This window comes from Cyclobacteriaceae bacterium (genome assembly GCA_025808415.1).
Taxonomy (GTDB): Bacteria; Bacteroidota; Bacteroidia; order Cytophagales; family Cyclobacteriaceae; genus UBA2336.
Genome location: CP075525.1, coordinates 1,999,156 through 2,017,656, shown reverse-complemented (window position 1 = coordinate 2,017,656; position 18,501 = coordinate 1,999,156). Strand labels below are relative to the sequence as shown.

Here is an 18,501-nt window from a genome sequence, read left to right as displayed (position 1 = left end):
ACGAAATTTTAAAAAAATTCATCAAGGCTTATTGATTTTAAAGGTTAATACTGAATCATTATTGCGTAAAACTAAAACATATGAGTCGGATCCAATAGCAATTGCTTTAACGGAACGGATTTCTCCGCGCAAATGGAAACCCGATTTTTGGTTAGGTAAGTGCACAAAAGTACCGTCTCCTTTACCAAGTAAGGTAATCCCAAAAGTACTATTGATTGATCCCCACTCAGGCTTTATCTTCGTTTGATTTCCTCCAAGCAGCAAATCCGTATGGCCATCACCATTTAAATCCAGTGGCAAAATAGAGTATAAAGGAGTCAATTGCGCTTGCCATGGCAATTCAACAGAGCTGAACTTTGCACCCCTTTCATTGATAAACACGGTAGAGAAAGAATAATTTATTTGGGACTTTATTGAGGCCCGAATGAGATTCCCTGAAAATAGCTCCTGGACACTGGCCAATTTATAACTGTCAAAATCGGTAAATTTTTTTTTAAGCATGGGCATCTGCTTGGTGATGTCAGGATAAAGAGCCAAAGGAAAATCCTTACCATCAATCTGTTTACATATTATTTGCTCCGTGTCGCCATTGTTATCAAAATCATTTATATACATTATCAAGGGCGAATTTTTATCACCAGTATACATGCCGTTTAAACCTGTATTCCCGGCAACAATATCAGGAAAGCCATCGTGATTAACATCCACACCTGCAAGCGAATGCCATTTCCCTGAAAACTTATGAAGTCCAACATCTCTTGTAGAATTTATAAATTTTCCATTTTCATTCCGGAAATACTGTAAAGTTGACCACTCTGCAGCAAACAGTATATCCAGATCACCATCAGCATCAAAATCAATAACAGCTGCATCACTTAACATTCCCAGGGAATAAAATTCAGGAGCCATGGTTTTTGTTACATCAAGAAACAATCCATTTCCCTGATTCAGTAGAAGATAAGCATTCGTGTTCACTCCATATTTAAACGGATCAGCGCGAATACCAATCAATAAATCCGGTAAGCCATCATTGTTAAAGTCTGAGGACCTTACGAAGGAGGTACTTTCCATTTTATCGCCATTGATCTCAATTGAGGCTGCTCGCATAAAATTTCCCATCCGATCATTTAAGTAAAGCCTGTCTGTTAACCAAAATGAACCTGCAGCATATCTTTTACCTCCACTACACACATAAATATCTTGGTAACCATCACCGTTGGCGTCAAGAAAAATCGCATCCGTATCCTCAGCATGCTTATCTTGTTCAAAAACAAGTTGACCTGAGGACAAAAATCTACCATCGGTTTGCTGAACGTATAGGCCCCCTGAAAAATTAGCTGCACCCCCAATAAACAAGTCGGTTAGCCCATCATTGTTAACATCGCCTAAAGCTAGTGCCACACCATCGTTTATCATTTCAAACAACAGTCTATTTCTGTCAAAATCAACAAAATCCATTTCCTGATGAGAATGGTCTAGCAAGCCATCCGTTTTAACCATATATGCCTTACCGATTTCAGGCCTTACCATATTAAGTATAGTTTTTAAAGAGTCTTGGTGAAGCAAAATACGCTGGTTCACATTTACTCCATTAACCAATTGTTTCTGTCCCCCTGGCCAAACAACGATTAATGAATCTATATGCTCAGCACGCCCCAGACCAAGGTGCAAAATATGGGACACTGAAGATAAGTATCCCCTTACAGGGGCTTGCTCTACATAATACTTATTGTCGCCCTTAAATACAGTAACTTGTGCCCCGATACCAGAGGTATTTAATCGTGCACCACGAAGTTCAATGGCTAGGTAATTTGAGGTTCCTTTCTTATCAAAAGATCGACTCTTATTCTTATAAATACGTGCCGGATCATTAATATTATTAATCACCAAATCGATCGCCCCATCATTATCAAAATCCCCATAAGCAGCACCATTTGAAAAAGTTAAAGCTGAAAGACCTTCTTGGTTTGCCACACTTTCAAATTGAAAAGCACCATCATTTCTATACAAAAAATTCGTTAACTTTTGTGATGGCAATTGATTCAATAAACTGGTCATTAGCGTACTGTCCTTTTTCAGGCGCGCAGCATCCACCATGGTGTTGGAATAAAAATTTATATAGTCTTGATCGGTCAGATCTTTGGCTATACCATTGGCTACAAAAATGTCCTTTAGGCCATCGTTGTTATAATCGAATAACAAAGCTCCCCAACTCCAATCAGTTGCATGTACTTTTGAATACCGGCCAATCTCAGAGAAAAAAACCTTATCAATCGAGCCTGGAATATACCCCATATTGCGTTGCAAAACATTTCGCGAAAACTGATGATAGTACCCACTTTTAACGCTTGCTAAATACTTATTCCAATCTTCAAAAATAGCTTTTGTTCGTACCCGTTGAAGGGTGGCAGGAAGCATTTCGGTAACAAAAATTTCCGGAAAACCGTCATTATCTAAATCTGCAATATCAGCACCCATGGAGCCCATACTGATTTCCGAAATAACTTCCTCCAGTTGCTCCGAAAAGGTTCCATCTTTGTTGTTTATATACAAATAATCTCGCTCAAAGAAATCATTAGAAACAAATAAGTCAGGCCAACCATCTTTATTAACATCGGCCACAGAAACACCCAAGCCAAATCCAATGGCACTGCTGTAAATTCCGGCCTCTTTGGTTATCTCTATAAAATGGTCACCCTCGTTACGGTAAAATTTATTACCTCCTTGTGGATCAGGAATTTGCCGTTGTCCTTCCCGAAGGTCAAAAATACCCACTGAACGATTTGAATTATTAAGCAGGTAAAAGTCAAGGTCTCCGTCCAGGTCATAATCAAAAAATACTGCATGAAGCGACAAGCCTTCATCGGCTACGCCCCAGGCTTCTGAAGATTCCGTAAATGTAAGATCACCATTGTTGATGAACAGTTCATTATGCCTGATACCATTCCGTAAGGGACCGGATTTACAAACAAAAATATCCAATAAACCATCACCATTAATATCAACCATGCTAACGCCAGTTGACCAAACTCCAGAACAAGCTACACCTGCCCTTTCGGTAATATCTTCAAATTCAAAATTCCCCTTGTTGAGGTACAACTTATTATCAACCTGGTTTCCGCAAAAATAGATATCGATTAATCCATCATTGTTGATATCGCCAACAGCCACACCTGCGCCATTATAAAAATTGCGATAGGTATAGGCGTTTAATTTTTCATCGTAATTAAGATCATTGGAAAATTTAATTCCTGAGTGCAGGGAAGACACTTCTTCAAAAACAGGCAATTCAACAGGCCTGCCACACCTCATTACAGAAAGTGCAATTACAACTAGAAGGATGAAGCGCTTCATCAGAGAAAGACAAACTCAAACCAAGAATAAAACCGAAAATTAATCGCTAAGAAATTAAAAAGGCGCATGGATAATGCGCCTTTTTAATTGAATAACAGAAAAATCAATATCCAGGATTTTGAACTAAACCTGTATTTACTAGAATCTGGTTTTGTGGTATCGGGAAAATATTCTTGGATGGATCGGAAACAGGTTTCTCCCACCAAGCGGCATTATACTTGCCAAAGCGGATTAAGTCTGACCTGCGATAACCCTCCGCGAACATTTCGCGACCCCGTTCCGCCAACAAATCATCTGCCGTAAGCGCTGCCAACGGAGCAACACCTGCACGGGCTCGAACCTGATTAACTAACGACAAGGCTTCAGCACTACCAGGGGTTTGCCTCCATAACGCTTCAGCGCGCATTAACAGCACATCAGCATAACGGAAAATCGGGAAATCGTTACTTAAATTTGGCGCAGCACCCGTTTGAAACTCAAATTTGCCTACACGTGCACCTGCCTGACGGAAACTGTTTGGCGCAAGCATATTGATTTCAGGAGTAAACGTTAAAGGAGGGCCGTCTGGATCGGTTGGTTCTGCACTTCCATCAATAAGTCGAACACCGACAGCACTAAATTGCGGGCCAACCAGAAAACTTCCTTTACGCGCATCACCGTCAGAAAACGAATTATAAAATTCTTCTAGGCTTGCATAACCGTTCCACGGTTGTTGCTGTAAATTGAAGGTTTCTTGCGTTAAGTAGTGGCCTGTCATTTGTGCAAGGTTAAACCCACCAGCGTTAACTTCATCATAGTTAAGAATGAATATATTCTCAACTGAACCTGCATTATTTGCTTGGAAATTCCGGAAGAAATTTGTCTCCAATGAATAAACACCACTTGAAATTACTTCTTGCGCAGCGGCAGCAGCATCGGCCCATCGAGGAGTACCAGTATAAATACCGGCATTAAGATACAGTTTGGCCAACACACATTGAGCCACATACCAATTCATAGTACCATACGTGCGTGCTTTACGCAGATTATCCAAATTGGTTAAGATACTTGTCTCTACAAAGTTGAACACTTCCTGACGAGTCTTTGTATCAGGGGTTGTATCTGTTGTCGTTTCTGTAATAATGGGTACATTCCCATAAGCATCAAGCAACCATAAATAAACCATAGCTCTTAGCGCTTCAAATTCAGAACGTAACAATGGGTTAGTTCCCAAGGTCTTCAACAAGTTATTTATTGTAGCGATTGACGAATAGCAATATGCCCAGCCATTACCTATAGATTCCTCTGTAGGCAGGTACTGATGACGGTGAACGCGTATCCACTGACCACCATCTTCCCAGTCGGCACCCTTTTGGGCTATAACCATTTCATCGGATGAAATTTCATGAAGCGACCATAGGGAGTTATGCCCTCCCCAGGTACCGATTAACGGTACGTAAGCACTTTGTGCTACCGCGGCCAAGGCAATTGGATCTGTCGTTGTCCGTTGAACAGACTCAGGTATAGCGCTGAATACATTCTGATCAGGAGCCTCGCACCCCACAACTGCAACTAGAACCAAAGCTACAAAGGCTACTTTTAAGTTTAATTTTTCCTTTCTCATCTCCATTATTATTTAATAGTCAAATTAACGCCAAATGTAAACGTACGAGTGGTAAAGTACGTGTTTCTCCTCTCAATACCGGGTGCCAAAGATGCATTCAAGCCACCCTGTTCAGCATCGGTATACCTTACTTCAGGGTCAATTCCGGTATAGTTAGTTATAGTAAATAAATTCTGACCGGTTGCATAAATCCTCACATTGGAGAAAATGTTACCCACCTTGTTCAGGTTATAACCCAGTGTAATATTGTCCAAGCGGATGAACGATGCATCTTCAACATAAAGGGAAGAGAATGTTGGGGGCTGTGTAACGAAAGGTGTTTTGGAAGTAGTTACGCTGTTCCAAGTATTGGAAGCCGCATCCCGGTTTTCATAGAACCCACGATAGCTATTATACAATGTATGACCGAACACACTACGTAACAAAAAGTTTAAATCAAAGTTTTTATAAACAAACGTGTTGGTAAAACCAAGTTCACCGTCAGGAAGGCCGTTACCAACGGGTTGCCACAAATTTAATGGGTAGGATGCATTTATTGGCCGCCCTTCGTTATCGACATAATTTCCATTTTCATCTGTTCCGCCATAAACAGGGGCGTACATTTCACCCAGTGTTTGGCCAGGACGGTTCCAAACAATAGGGTTGTTGTTTTGTCCAGGAGAGCCCGGTGTGGATAAACGAATTTCAGAAAAGCCCAAATCACCTACACTAAACTGCTCAATAGTTGGCCTGGTGTAAAGTGTAAAATTCAAATTTGGAGTCCACTTTACCGGGCCAATGTTCAACTCATTATAGGATACTGAAAATTCAAACCCTGATGACTTTATCTTACCAATGTTTGCCCATGCACGACCCACAACATTGGCAGGTTGTGAAGCATCAAATGGATTTGGTGCGCCTTGTGGAATATCTACTTCAAACAGAAGGTCATCTATACTACGCGTATAGTACTCAACTGAACCGGTTAGTCGATTACCAAAGAAACCGAAATCAATACCATAGTTTATTTCGGTCTTCTCTTCCCACTTTAATGTTGGGTTTGGATCGCGGGCTTGGCGAGCTGTTACAAATCGATCGTTTGTCGTTAACGGATTTCCATCAAGGTCTACAATACCCCCGGGAACCAATACCGGCAAAGCCAGATCAGAGAATGGCGGAAGTGAACCCGTTTTTCCATAAGAGATACGGGCTTTCAAATTACTTACAGGCCCGAGATCGACCAAATCAGAAATCGTTACACCACCACTGGCGGCAGGGAAAAGACCTGTCTTTTCCTGTGAACCGAAACCGCTCCATGATTCAGAGCGCAAACTTGCTGAAAAGAAGTAGCTGCCTTTGTAATTTAAGTTCACACGTCCAAAACCAGACAATAAAACGTCTTCAGAATAATATCCATCAGCTTGTGTGTTAACACCGTCTCGGGTTGATCCCCAGGCAAGGTTCCTGAAACTTTGGAAGTCATATAAAAACCGGTTTACACGTTGGTTAAAACCCTCATAACTTCTCTTTTGAGAAGCCCAACCCCCTAAAAATTCAGCGTTCAAATCGTTCCCGAACTTACGGTTGTATTTGGCCGTAATTTCGAACAGGTCGTTCTTATTATCAAACACTGAACGTCTGGCCGAACCACGAGTTCCAAAACCCTCTAACCAATCATAAATGCTATAGAACGCCCCATCGATTCCCGTTTCCCTGTTTCTTGAATAGTTAATGGAAGCGGTAAGATTTTCAATTATATCGTAATCAATCCGGTAATTCGTTAATGAATTTGTTCTTTCTCCAACAAATTGCTGCTGTTTGCTTAGTGCTACAGGATTATAAAAATCGAATAAATTTTGTTGGAAATAACCACCATCGGCCGCAGAGTTTTCATTGTCAAAAATAGGTGCGGTTGGGTTGTAGATAACCGCATATCGAAAAGCTGCCATGTTAATAGATTCTTGCTTTCTGTCATTATATGCCAGGTTAACATTAAAACGGAGTTTTCCATCCAAAGCTTCCTGACCAAAATTTAAACGTGTATTCCAACGCTGAAAGTCAACGCCCTTTACAATACCTTGGTTGTTACGATAATTAACCGAAGCAGAGTAAGTAGTACCTCCACTGGCACCGGTAATATTTACGTTATTCGTATAAGATACACCTGTTTGAGTAAGTTCATTCAACCAGTTTGTGCGCGAGCCAAAGTCTTGTCCGCCACGGGCAACAAATTCCTCTGGAGACAATACTGTAATATTGTTAGCAATATTATCAATCGATACAAACCCGTTATAGTCAATATTAGTGTAGGTTCCTCTGCCACCTTTACCACTTTTTGTGGTAATCAGAATCACACCACCGGAAGCACGTGCACCGTAAATGGCGGCAGCAGATCCGTCCTTTAAAACGTCAATTGATGCCACATCGTTGGGGTCAACGTTATCCAGCGAAACACCCACTACACCGTCCAAAACTATAAGCGGCTCTGAACTGGCACCGAAGGTTGTAACACCTCTTAAGCGTAGGGTTTGCGATTGGTTAGGGTCGCCTCCCGGACGCACTACCGAAAGACCCGCTACTTTTCCCTGGAGTAACTGAGTAGGCGTAGTAACGTTACCACGGTTAAATTCTTTTGGACTGATACTGGCCACGGCACTGTTGATTTCCTTTTTCTCCTGTGAGCCATAACCAATCACAACCACTTCAGACAATGACATTACGTCTGAGGTCAGTGAAACATCTACTTGCGAGCGACCACCAACGGCCACTTCGGAAGAAGCATAGCCAACAAAAGAAAATACTAACGTAGCATTGGCAGAAACGTTTAAAGAGTAGTTTCCATTTGCATCGGTTGCAGTACCATTACTGGTTCCTTTTTCGAGAACGTTTACACCGGGTATTGGTGAATTGTCATCAGATGATGTGACCCTACCCGTAACGCGCTGTTGCGCGTATGAAGAAAAGCTGCCGACCAATAAAATGGCCATGAAACAACTCCGTATGAATAGGTAAAAATTATTCATGTTCAGTTTAGGTTAAGTTAGGTTGAGTGAATTATTTTTTAACAAAGGAGTAATTACCCGAGATAATGTTTATAGACACTTTGTAAACTCCTGCTTCAGCAATAGGGATGTTTGGTCCGTCTTGAGTACCAGTACCTGATGGAAAAGCACTTGCGCCCCAGTTAATCGCCCAACCTCCATTTGCCCTGAACTTGGCTTCGTTAGCAGTAAGCGTAACCGTCTCAATTTCCCAGAGGGCGGGATTAGCGGAATTCCTCGTCATTGGGGTATCGGCCCCCCAGCCTCCAGGAGTTGCTGAACCAATTAGCCCTACAAGATCGAAGTTTTGTCGAACCTGGAACCTACGAACATCACGTGTGAAATTACCTTTTGTATCGGTTGCTGTCGAAATCAGCCAATAGAAGTTATTTACTACGAGATCAGAGGTAAATGGCCGTTTAACTTGGGCAGATAATCCTGAAACCGAAACAGTAGCCTCCTCGACAACTGTTATTGAGTCATTTTCCAATAATTTATAGGAGAACGTCTGAAGGGGCGACCTTGACACACCCTCGTTAGCACCATCCGTTAGGTTAATAATGATGTCGGTTCCATCAAGGAAAAGCGCCCCAGGGCTCTCGAAGCTCATAATTGGGGGTGAATCAAAAATTTCAGTATCAGCGAAACCATTATCGCAAGCGTTAAATAATGGGATGGCCAACAGAAGCAGAAATAGACTGTAAAGTTTTCTTTTCATACTATACAATTGGTTTAAAGATGTAAACAAAATATTATGAATAGGTTAAGTTCATTAAAGATAGTGAGGAACAACCCGCATTAACAACGCTAAAGCTCAAAAAAACAGCTTTTTTATTTCGGAATCGTCATCGCAAACGTTTTCGATAAAATTTAATCTAGTAAACTTGGCGGCTAATTGACCTTTTAATGCGCGTTTTGTTTAACCCTCAACGTATTTAGCTCTAATTTGAAGATCATCGACTTGTAGAACTTAAGTCGTCTAAGGCTCCCTAAGCACCCTTAACCTTATAACATTTCAACAACGCTTGAGTCCTTTTTAAGCGTATTAACTTTCTCTTTTAAATGGATGGTAAGTTCAGCGCCCTCCAAAAGTAATGCCTCAACCTTATCTTTTGTAATCTTTATCTTCAACACTCTCCCCCGGAACTCGATTCGAAATGAATAGGATTGCCATTGGTCGGGAATGAAGGGATTAAAATGAAGTTGTCCATCCTTTATCCGCATGCCTCCAAATCCTTTGATGACGCTTAGCCAGGTACCGGCCATACTGGTGATGTGACAGCCATCCTCAGTGTCGTTATTGTAATCATCAAGGTCTAGCCTTGCAGTACGCAAGTACATTTCATAAGCTTTTTCTTTGTATCCCAATAAAGCTGCCAATATGGAATGAACGCAAGGTGATAACGATGATTCGTGAACTGTCATGGGTTCGTAAAAATCAAAATTGCGCTTTATGGTTGCAAGGTCAAACTGATCTTCAAAAAAGTATAGCCCCTGAAGAACATCGGCTTGTTTGATAAAACATGATCGCAGAATTCTGTCCCACGACCACTTCTGATTAATCGGTCGGTTTTCTTTGCCCAAATCATAGACCGTCAATAGCTCCTTATCTAAAAATCCATCCTGCTGAAGAAAGATTCCACGGGTCTTATCTTCGGGATAATACATGTTGTCAACAATTTTCTTCCACTGCACAGACTCAGCTTCAGAAAATTTTACACGCGATGTAAGCTCATTGAACGCACGCTCATCCCTGGCTTTAACATAGTTAATGGCTTCTTGCGTGTAGCCTAATGTCCAGCAGGCTATGTAATTGGTGTACCAATTATTGTTGACATTATTTTCATATTCGTTCGGTCCGGTTACACCCAACATCACAAATTTCTTCCGCTCTTCCGACCAGTTTACACGTTGCGCCCAGAAACGGGAAATACCAATCAGCACTTCCAGACCATATTCGATCAGATACTCCTCGTCTCCCGTATATCGGATATAATCGAAAATAGCATAGGCTATAGCACCGTTGCGATGAATCTCTTCAAAGGTAATCTCCCATTCGTTGTGACACTCCTCCCCATTCATCGTTACCATGGGATAGAGTGCAGCACCATCTTTAAAGCCTAACTTGGCCGCATTCTCAATGGCTTTTTGTAAATGCTTATAACGATAGACCAAAAGGTTACGCGCAACATGTTGTTCAGCCGTGCCCAGATAAAATGGCAAACAATACGCCTCAGTATCCCAATAAGTGCTTCCTCCGTATTTCTCTCCCGTAAAACCTTTAGGACCAATGTTCAGGCGTGGATCCTCACCGGTATAGGTTTGGCTCAATTGAAATATATTAAAGCGGATACCTTGCTGCGCGGCTACATCTCCATCAATAGTAATGTCGCATTCATTCCATTTGTGTTCCCAAACTTTACTATGCTCTTCAAACAATTTTTCAAATCCTTTGAAAACCGACTCATCTAAAACTTGGGAGCATTGTTCTATTAAATGCTCCTTCTGGTGATTCTCGGAAGATAAAACGGCTGCGTATTTATAGACTGTAAGCACTTTACCTTCATGCAATTCAACTTCTGTGATGTTGCCCGCAAATTTGTCACGTGTTTCAGTTTTAATTTTCAATTGAACCTCCTGATCGTTCTCCTTTATCACATACTGCATACCAGTGGCAACATGATAATATGTCTTCTTAGTTTCGGCTACTACAATGCATTTCTTTTCTTCTGCCTTTTTATAGACTTCATCCCAGAATTTTTCATCATAGTTTGAATCGGTATTCTTAACGTCAGCATCTACAAAAAGCGAAAGGGTGGCTTTGGCTGAGAAATTCAGCGGTTTCAGGGCATACCGTATTGCGCCCAACTCACCGTTAGCCATACTGCAAAATCGTTGTGTGTTGACTTGCATCCTTTTTCCATCCGGAAAAGTTACCGTAAACGACCGCGACAGTAAGCCCGTTTGCATGTCGAGCACGCGCTTGAAGTTCTCTACTTTACATTTGGCCAGGTCCAATTGTTGATTGGCTACAGTAACGTGAACGCTGATCCAGCTTGGTGCATTAAGTACTTTGGCAAAATATTCCGGGTAACCATTCTTCCACCACCCTACCCGGGTTTTATCCGGATAGTATACCCCAGCCACATAACTTCCCTGCAAAGATTCACCACTGTACTGTTCTTCAAAGTTGGCACGCTGCCCCATGCGCCCGTTACCAATACTAAAGACGCTTTCAGCAATTTTGTTATAGTGTGGATCAAATCCATCTTCAATGATATGCCACGGGTGATGTTTGAAGTAATCCTTCATATTGTTTAAAGGTTTTTTAGAATATTGTAAGATAGTTTTTGAATATGATCAACTACGAAGTTGGCTTTGCTTAATTGCTGAGGTTTGCCTATACCAACGCACCGCATGCCTGCTCGCAAGGCAGCTTCAACACCAGCTTCGGCATCCTCAATCACTATGCACTCGGCCGGATAAACTTTTAGCAAAGATGAAGCTTTTAGAAAAATCTCCGGATCGGGTTTTGAGTTGGTAATCATTGTGCCGTCAACTATAGCTTCAAAAATGCTTTCAATTTCAAGCTTGTGCAAAACCGTTCGGGCATTTTTACTGCTGGAAGCCAAACCCACTTTTATGTTGTGTGCATGGAGCGAGTCAAATAAGGCCTTTGCCCCCGGAAAAATCTCCTCCTTCTTCATGGCCTGGATATACTCAACAAACCAGGTATTCTTTTTCGCAGCCAATCTTTCCTTTTCATCATCCGGCAAAGAAATGCCCCCGATTTCAAGGATGATATTCAGCGACTCAATCCTGCCAACACCTTTCAAACGTTCGTTATCATGTGGTGTTAGTTCAATACCCAGTTCCCTTGCCAGGCGTTGCCACGCCATAAAATGATAATGGGCAGTATCAACAATCACTCCGTCTAAATCAAAAATACATGCAGTCACTGTAGTGTGGTAAAAGTGAAAAATAAATTTTGCCTTAATATTAGCTTTAGTTTTTAAATGTTTTAGGTTTAAAGGTTGTAATAAAATCAATGAACAAACTCGGGTAACTGGTGAACTTTCAAAGCAAATAGTATGACTGCAAACGATTGCGAAAATTTATTGTAACTTGTTTCCCGAGATTAATAGCTAACCGAACAGAACGTATTGGCATGAAGTACAATCAAGTAACGATTAAAGACATTGCACGGGAGTTGGGCATTTCACCTTCAACGGTTTCACGGGCATTAAAAGATCACCCTGATATTAGCCCCGATACCAAAAAAGCTGTAAACGAACTGGCCGAGAAACTCAACTACCAACCCAATATTGTAGCCCTCAGTCTCCGCCAAAGTAAAACCAATACTCTTGGGGTGATCATTCCTGAAATCGTCCACTTTTTCTTTTCAACCATTATTAGTGGAATTGAAGATGTAGCCTATAGCGCTGGGTACAATGTAATACTGGCTCAATCGAATGAATCACAAACACGCGAAATATCGGATATCAAGGCGTTGTTCAACAGCCGCGTTGACGGCATGCTCATGTCGGTTTCACGCGAAACCACGAATTTTGAGCACATTGAATCGATGTTGGCCAAGGGTGTACCAATAGTTTTTTTTGATCGCGTTTACAATACCGACCATGCCAGCAAAATAGTGGTAGATGATTTCACCGGGGCGAAAGATGCCACATTACACCTGATCGACCAGGGGTGTAAACGGATTGCACATATTGAAGGCCCACCAAACCTCGACATTAGTAAACAAAGACTGGAAGGATATAAAGAAGCGTTGAAAGAAAACGGCATGGCATTCAGTAAAGAATTGATAGCAACTTGCCCTTCAGGCACCATTGAGGAAGGAAAAAAAGCGACTGAAAAACTGCTGGCCTTAAAGAACCCTCCCGATGGCATATTTGCCACGAACGACCCTGCTGCGATGGGTGCCATGCAGGCGATTAAAGAAAAGGGCTTAAAAATGCCGAAAGACATTGCACTGGTGGGCTTTAGCAATTGGTTTTTCAGCTCATTAATGGATCCACCTCTTTCCTCGGTTGATCAACCCGGGTTTGAAATGGGGCAAGAAGCCGCCAAGCTTTTGATTAGGCAGATTGAAAAGCAGGATAAGGATGAACATGATATCTTGCCGGAAACAAAAGTGCTAAAAACCAGGTTAATTGTTCGTGAGTCTTCCCTACGTAAGCAATAGCAACTCACTCAGCACTTTAAACTCTCATATTGATTTTTGGAATTTTGATAACTATACTGATTAGTTATTATTGAATTCCCCTTACTTTAAGGGAAATTTTATTGCAAATCTCCCTATGTCTAAATTCAAATCGGTACTTAGCCAACAGGTTGGCAACCTTTTAAGCTTTGAAAAAACCGCAGATGGTGTTTTACTTCAAACCGAAGGCGCTAAATTCTCGGTCCGATTCTACACTGAAAACATCGCACGGGTAACAGCCACACGCGAAACGTTCTTTGAAGATTTCTCCTATGCAGTAGTGACCACTCCGCAAGAAGCCAAAATAGAAATTAATGATTCGCCTGACGAAATATTGCTTACTACTTCAGCGCTTCAGGTACGGATTATTAAAAGCCCGGTAAAGATTACTTTTTTAACCATACAGGGACAGGTTATTAATGAAGACGATGATTTAGGTACGGCATGGAACGGTGAACAAGTGACCACGTACAAAAAACTCCAGGAAGGCGAACGCTTTATTGGCTTAGGTGAAAAAACCGGACCGCTTGATCGCAAAGGACAAGGTTATACCAACTGGAATACGGATGCCTATGCTTACCACACAGGGGCAGATCCATTGTATTGCTCCACCCCTTTTTATATCGGGTTGCATAGTAACCTCATCTACGGAATTTTTCTCGACAATACCCATAAAACATTTTTCAATTTTGGTGCGTCCAACAATCGGTTCTCCAGCTTTGCCGCAGATAGTGGCGAAATGAATTACTACTTCATACATGGCGCCAGTGTGGGTGAAGTCATTAAGCACTACACCCATCTCACTGGCCGTATGGAATTGCCTCCATTATGGAGCATCGGCTACCAACAATGCCGCTACAGCTATTATCCCGATAAGGAAGTGATGACCCTCGCCAATACATTCCGCGAGAAAGACATTCCGGCCGATGCGATTGTGTTCGACATCCACTATATGGATCAGTACAAAATATTTACCTGGAGTAACAAAGATTTTCCTGACCCAAAAGGGCTGTTGCAAAAGTTAAAACAACTTGGCTTCCGGGTGGTGGTGATGTGCGATCCGGGAATAAAAGTGGAAGAAGGCTATCATACGTATGAAGACGGAAAAGCCAAGGATGTATTTATCAAGTTCCCCGATGGTGAAAATTACACCGGCATGGTGTGGCCGGGGTGGTGTCACTTTCCGGATTTTACCAACCCCAAAACACGCAATTGGTGGAAAGAACAATTCAAAGATTATGTTGATTTAGGAATAGAAGGCTTTTGGAACGACATGAACGAAATTGCCACCTGGGGCCATAGCCTGCCGGAGAACATTGAAATGGATTTTGAAGGTAACAAATCCACCATGCGGAGGGGGCGAAACATCTACGGCTTTCAAATGGCACGTAGCACTTATGAAGGCACCAAAGAATTACTGAAAGGCAAGCGTCCATTCAACCTTACCCGATCCGCCTTTTCCGGCATCCAGCGATACTCGGCCGTTTGGACAGGCGACAATGTTGCCTATGATGAACATATGATGCTGGGTGTTCGTTTGGTGAATAGTATGGGCTTAACCGGAATTGCGTTTGCGGGATATGACGTGGGTGGCTTTGTTGGAAACACTGATGAAAAACTTTTTGCACGCTGGATTTCCATTGGCGCCTTCTCCCCTTTCTTTCGTGGACATACCATGATCAATACCCGCGATTCAGAACCGTGGACATTTGGTGAACGGGTGGAAGAAATTTCACGCAACTACATCAAACTACGGTACAGGCTGCTCCCCTATTTGTATTCACTCTTTTACGATGCATCAAAAAGGGGTATGCCGGTAAACCGTTCACTTGCCATTGACTATCCATTTGACAATCATATTTATGATCATCGTTTTCACAATCAATACCTGTTTGGCCCGGCACTCTTAGTAGCGCCCGTGGAAAGCAACAAAGATCTTGTGAAGGTTTATCTGCCGGAAGGTAACTGGTACGAGCTTCTTACCGATGAACAACATTCGGGCAACAGCATCATCGTAGCCGATTGCCCGTTGGACAAACTTCCGGTTTATGTGAAGGGTTCATCTATTATACCCATGCGTGAAAAAGCAGGTTCAACCGTTGCTGATCGTGGAGAGGTTTTGGAAATCCATGTGTACAAGGGTAACCACGACAACAGTTTTGTATGGTATGAAGACGATGGTGAAACTTTTGCCTATCAGCAAGGCGAATTCTGTACACGTAAAATGGAATATCTGCACGCTGAAGGAAAATTTATAATCCACGCGGCTGAAGGAAAATATTTACCTGGTTACAAGTCGATTAATATTTTCTTTCATGGATTTGACGGACTTCACTCACCTTCTTTAAATGGCGTTTCACAATCCCTGCAAAAGAAAGATTATCGCTTTGTTCAGCCCATGGCCAATTACGATCCGGTTAATACTATGCCCGATGGACCATCGGTAAAAAACTTACCTTATCTTACGGTTGTGTATGATCAAAAACAAGCCGTTATTCAATGGTAGAACTCTTGTTATTTATAGATAGTAAGCCCATTAAAAAAGTAAAAGCATGTCATCATCAACAGCACCCGTTATAAGACCAAGACTAAGCTTTTGGCAAATATGGAACATGAGCTTTGGGTTTATGGGTATTCAGTTTGGTTTTGCGCTACAGAATGCAAACACCAGCAGAATATTTGAAACACTCGGCTCTGATCCGAAGAATCTTGCATTGTATTGGTTAGCGGCTCCTGTTACTGGTTTAATCGTACAACCCATAATTGGTTATTATAGCGATCGTACATGGCATCACAAATGGGGCCGCAGAAGACCCTTCTTTGCCATAGGCGCTGTTCTGGCTTCCATTGCGCTTTGCCTTATGCCTAACTCCCCTGCGTTATGGATGGCCGTTGGAGTGCTGTGGATTATGGACGCTTCAATTAACATAAGTATGGAGCCATTCAGGGCATTTGTTGGTGATATGCTCCCTCCGGCACAACGAACAACAGGCTTTGCCATGCAGAGCTTTTTCATTGGCATTGGCGCTATCATAGCCTCTTTCCTACCCTGGATATTTACAAACTGGTTTGGCATTTCTAATGTGGCCGATGAACCGGGAGTCATTCCTGACTCTGTGAAATATTCCTTTTACCTGGGCGCCTTTATGCTTTTTCTAACCGTGATGTGGACGGTGTTCAGCACGAAGGAGTATCCACCTGAGCCTGGCGTAGAAGAAAAACTACGAAACAGGGAACGTAAGAAAATTGATAATGAAGAATTCTATGCTGCCAAATTTTCTAAACTCGGTACAATACTGTTAGTGTTGGCAGCTGTTGTCGCTGCAGTTGTGTACTCAACAGGCATTGAAAAAGAACTTTATGTTCTTTCATTGGGATTCGGAATTTTTGGATTGGTGCATCTGCTCGCAACCCTTTACATTAAACAAGGTCGGTCCTATCTCGGTCTGGTGAATATTGTCAAGGATTTTAATTCTATGCCAAAGACAATGATTCAACTGGCATATGTTCAGTTTTTCTCATGGTTCGCACTTTTTGCGATGTGGATTTACACCACATCAGCAGTAACCAGTCATATCTATAAATCATCCGACCCAACATCAGTTGCCTACAATGATGGCGCCTCCCTGGTTGGAAATTTATTTGGTACGTATAACGGTATTGCAGCATTGGCAGCGTTACTACTACCGGTATTGGCAAAGTATACCAGCCGTAGAATAACACACATGCTAGCACTTTTTTGTGGTGGCGGTGGGCTCATATCCTTCTATTTTATTGCTGATCCATTCTGGCTGTGGTTTTCCATGATCGGTGTTGGTATTGCCTGGGCTAGTATACTTTCGATACCCTACGCCATGCTTTCCGGTTCTTTACCAGCCGAAAAGATGGGCTACTATATGGGTGTGTTCAATTTCTTCATTGTCATTCCGCAAATTGTTGCCGGAACGTTGTTGGGCTTTATGCTAACACACCTCTTTAACGGAGAGTCCATTTACATTTTAGTGTCAGGAGGAGTTTCCATGATCATCGCTGGATTGCTCAATTTATTAGTTGAAGATCATGATGAGATAGTAATCAAAGAGAAAGTATGAGATTTCTTATTGTCATAGTTTTCTGCAATCCCCTATTCAGTTGGGCGCAGGATTATTCTGCCTACACCGAAACAATCAGAAATTTTTATACACTGCCTCAGGAGGCAGATGCACGCTGGCAAAAGTTAATGAATGAAAGCAAAATTCCGTTGGTGGCTGAAGACTCTGTGGCATTTCTCTTCCGTGGCGATGCCAAATCCATTTCATGGATGGGTGATTTTAACGGCTGGGGGTATGACAAAACTTTTCCGAATAAAGGTGCTCAGATTCCCAACACCAATATCTGGATATTAAAAGCTTCATTTCCAAAAAACGCGCGCATCGATTATAAAATACTCATCAATGAAAAAGATTGGATTCTTGATCCGGCCAATCCTCACCATCAATGGTCGGGCGTAGGTGGTGGCAGCCCGAATTCAGAACTGCGTATGCCCGGTTGGCAACCTGATCCGATTACGGTTTATCGGGAAAATATACCTCGGGGAAGACTTCATAAGGATGCCCTATTCGACAGTAAAATACTAGGGTATCAGGTAACGTACTCAACTTACCTTCCGCATAACTACAATACCGGCAAAACCTATCCCATCCTTTACGTAACCGATGGATACGAGTACCTGCATGAACGCATGGGCAACATGACAGTTATATTAGATAACCTTCTGGCCGATAATAAAATTGAACCCATATGTGTAGTCTTTATTGATCATCGCGAACCAGCAAACCGTTCGAACAACAGAAGGATGACGGAACTTTCCATGAGCAACAAATACCTTAACTTCATTACGCAAGAGTTTATACCCCTTATGGAAAGCAACCTAAGCGTATCGAAAGAACCTGCCCAGCGTGGAATATTAGGTACTTCAATGGGTGGATTAACCGCTGCTTACTTTGCCTTTTCAAAGCCAGAAATCTTTGGACTGGCTGGTATCCAGTCGCCAGCGTTCTGGTTTAAGCAGGAGATCTATGCTTTCTGCGATCAGGCCCAAAACCCTCCGGTAAAAATCTATATGACAACCGGTACGATTCACGATGCCAAAGAAGGTGCACTTAAAATGAAATCGATTCTGGAAAAAAATACCTGCACCTACCAATATACCGAAACCAACCAAGGGCATTCGTGGGGCAACTTCCGCGACACTATAGACGATATAGTGGTATATTTCTTTCCGAAACGGTAGCTGAATTCAGGCACCTTATTTGTAAGAT

Annotated in this window: 10 protein-coding genes; 4 read left to right on the top strand and 6 right to left on the bottom strand. The window is 42.1% G+C overall.

Translation table 11 applies throughout. From position 1 onward, the window contains the following. Nucleotides 1–21: 21 nt before the first annotated feature. The 6 genes from KIT51_09385 to pgmB all read right to left on the bottom strand — a co-directional run bounded on the left by KIT51_09385 (nt 22) and on the right by pgmB (nt 11,936). On the bottom strand, nt 22–2,982 hold the full coding sequence (locus tag KIT51_09385) for a VCBS repeat-containing protein (protein ID UYN88435.1): 2,961 nt from the start codon (nt 2,980–2,982) through the stop codon (nt 22–24). Between the two features lie 475 nt (nt 2,983–3,457). Then, on the bottom strand, nt 3,458–4,957 hold the full coding sequence (locus KIT51_09380; GenBank protein UYN88434.1) for a RagB/SusD family nutrient uptake outer membrane protein: 1,500 nt from the start codon (nt 4,955–4,957) through the stop codon (nt 3,458–3,460). An 8-nt stretch (nt 4,958–4,965) separates the two neighbouring features. Further along, nucleotides 4,966–7,959 carry a SusC/RagA family TonB-linked outer membrane protein gene (locus KIT51_09375; protein ID UYN88433.1) on the bottom strand — a complete coding sequence of 998 codons (2,994 nt, stop codon included), beginning with the start codon at nt 7,957–7,959 and terminating at the stop codon, nt 4,966–4,968. 31 nt (nt 7,960–7,990) lie between these two features. Then, nucleotides 7,991–8,695, bottom strand: a complete 705-nt coding sequence (locus KIT51_09370; protein UYN88432.1) for a SusF/SusE family outer membrane protein — start codon at nt 8,693–8,695, stop codon at nt 7,991–7,993. Nucleotides 8,696–8,982: 287 nt separating this feature from the next. Beyond that, nucleotides 8,983–11,289 (bottom strand): glycoside hydrolase family 65 protein, encoded by a 2,307-nt coding sequence (locus KIT51_09365; GenBank protein UYN88431.1) that lies wholly within the window; start codon nt 11,287–11,289, stop codon nt 8,983–8,985. Nucleotides 11,290–11,294: 5 nt separating this feature from the next. After that, nucleotides 11,295–11,936, bottom strand: coding sequence for a beta-phosphoglucomutase (pgmB, locus tag KIT51_09360; protein ID UYN88430.1), 642 nt, complete (start codon nt 11,934–11,936; stop codon nt 11,295–11,297). A gap of 209 nt (nt 11,937–12,145) precedes the next feature. On the opposite strand from pgmB, the gene KIT51_09355 reads away from it, so the two are divergent. The 4 genes from KIT51_09355 (at nt 12,146) to KIT51_09340 (ending at nt 18,473) form a co-directional block, all read left to right on the top strand. Further along, entirely contained in the window at nt 12,146–13,183 is a 1,038-nt protein-coding gene (locus KIT51_09355) for a LacI family DNA-binding transcriptional regulator (protein UYN88429.1), read from the top strand. 115 nt (nt 13,184–13,298) lie between these two features. After that, entirely contained in the window at nt 13,299–15,707 is a 2,409-nt protein-coding gene (locus KIT51_09350) for a glycoside hydrolase family 31 protein (GenBank protein ID UYN88428.1), read from the top strand. A gap of 46 nt (nt 15,708–15,753) precedes the next feature. Beyond that, nucleotides 15,754–17,292, top strand: a complete 1,539-nt coding sequence (locus KIT51_09345; protein UYN88427.1) for an MFS transporter — start codon at nt 15,754–15,756, stop codon at nt 17,290–17,292. Next, nucleotides 17,289–18,473, top strand: coding sequence for a hypothetical protein (locus tag KIT51_09340; protein UYN88426.1), 1,185 nt, complete (start codon nt 17,289–17,291; stop codon nt 18,471–18,473). The genes KIT51_09345 and KIT51_09340 overlap by 4 nt, the downstream gene beginning before the upstream one ends. Nucleotides 18,474–18,501 lie beyond the last annotated feature (28 nt).

Excerpts from the sequence above, each read along its gene's own strand:
- KIT51_09380 (UYN88434.1), bottom strand. The coding sequence starts at position 4,957 with ATGAGAAAGGAAAAATTAAACTTAAAAGTAGCCTTTGTAGCTTTGGTT.
- KIT51_09375 (UYN88433.1), bottom strand. The coding sequence starts at position 7,959 with ATGAATAATTTTTACCTATTCATACGGAGTTGTTTCATGGCCATTTTA.
- KIT51_09370 (UYN88432.1), bottom strand. The coding sequence starts at position 8,695 with ATGAAAAGAAAACTTTACAGTCTATTTCTGCTTCTGTTGGCCATCCCA.
- KIT51_09365 (UYN88431.1), bottom strand. The coding sequence starts at position 11,289 with ATGAAGGATTACTTCAAACATCACCCGTGGCATATCATTGAAGATGGA.
- KIT51_09355 (UYN88429.1), top strand. The coding sequence starts at position 12,146 with ATGAAGTACAATCAAGTAACGATTAAAGACATTGCACGGGAGTTGGGC.
- KIT51_09350 (UYN88428.1), top strand. The coding sequence starts at position 13,299 with ATGTCTAAATTCAAATCGGTACTTAGCCAACAGGTTGGCAACCTTTTA.
- KIT51_09345 (UYN88427.1), top strand. The coding sequence starts at position 15,754 with ATGTCATCATCAACAGCACCCGTTATAAGACCAAGACTAAGCTTTTGG.
- KIT51_09340 (UYN88426.1), top strand. The coding sequence starts at position 17,289 with ATGAGATTTCTTATTGTCATAGTTTTCTGCAATCCCCTATTCAGTTGG.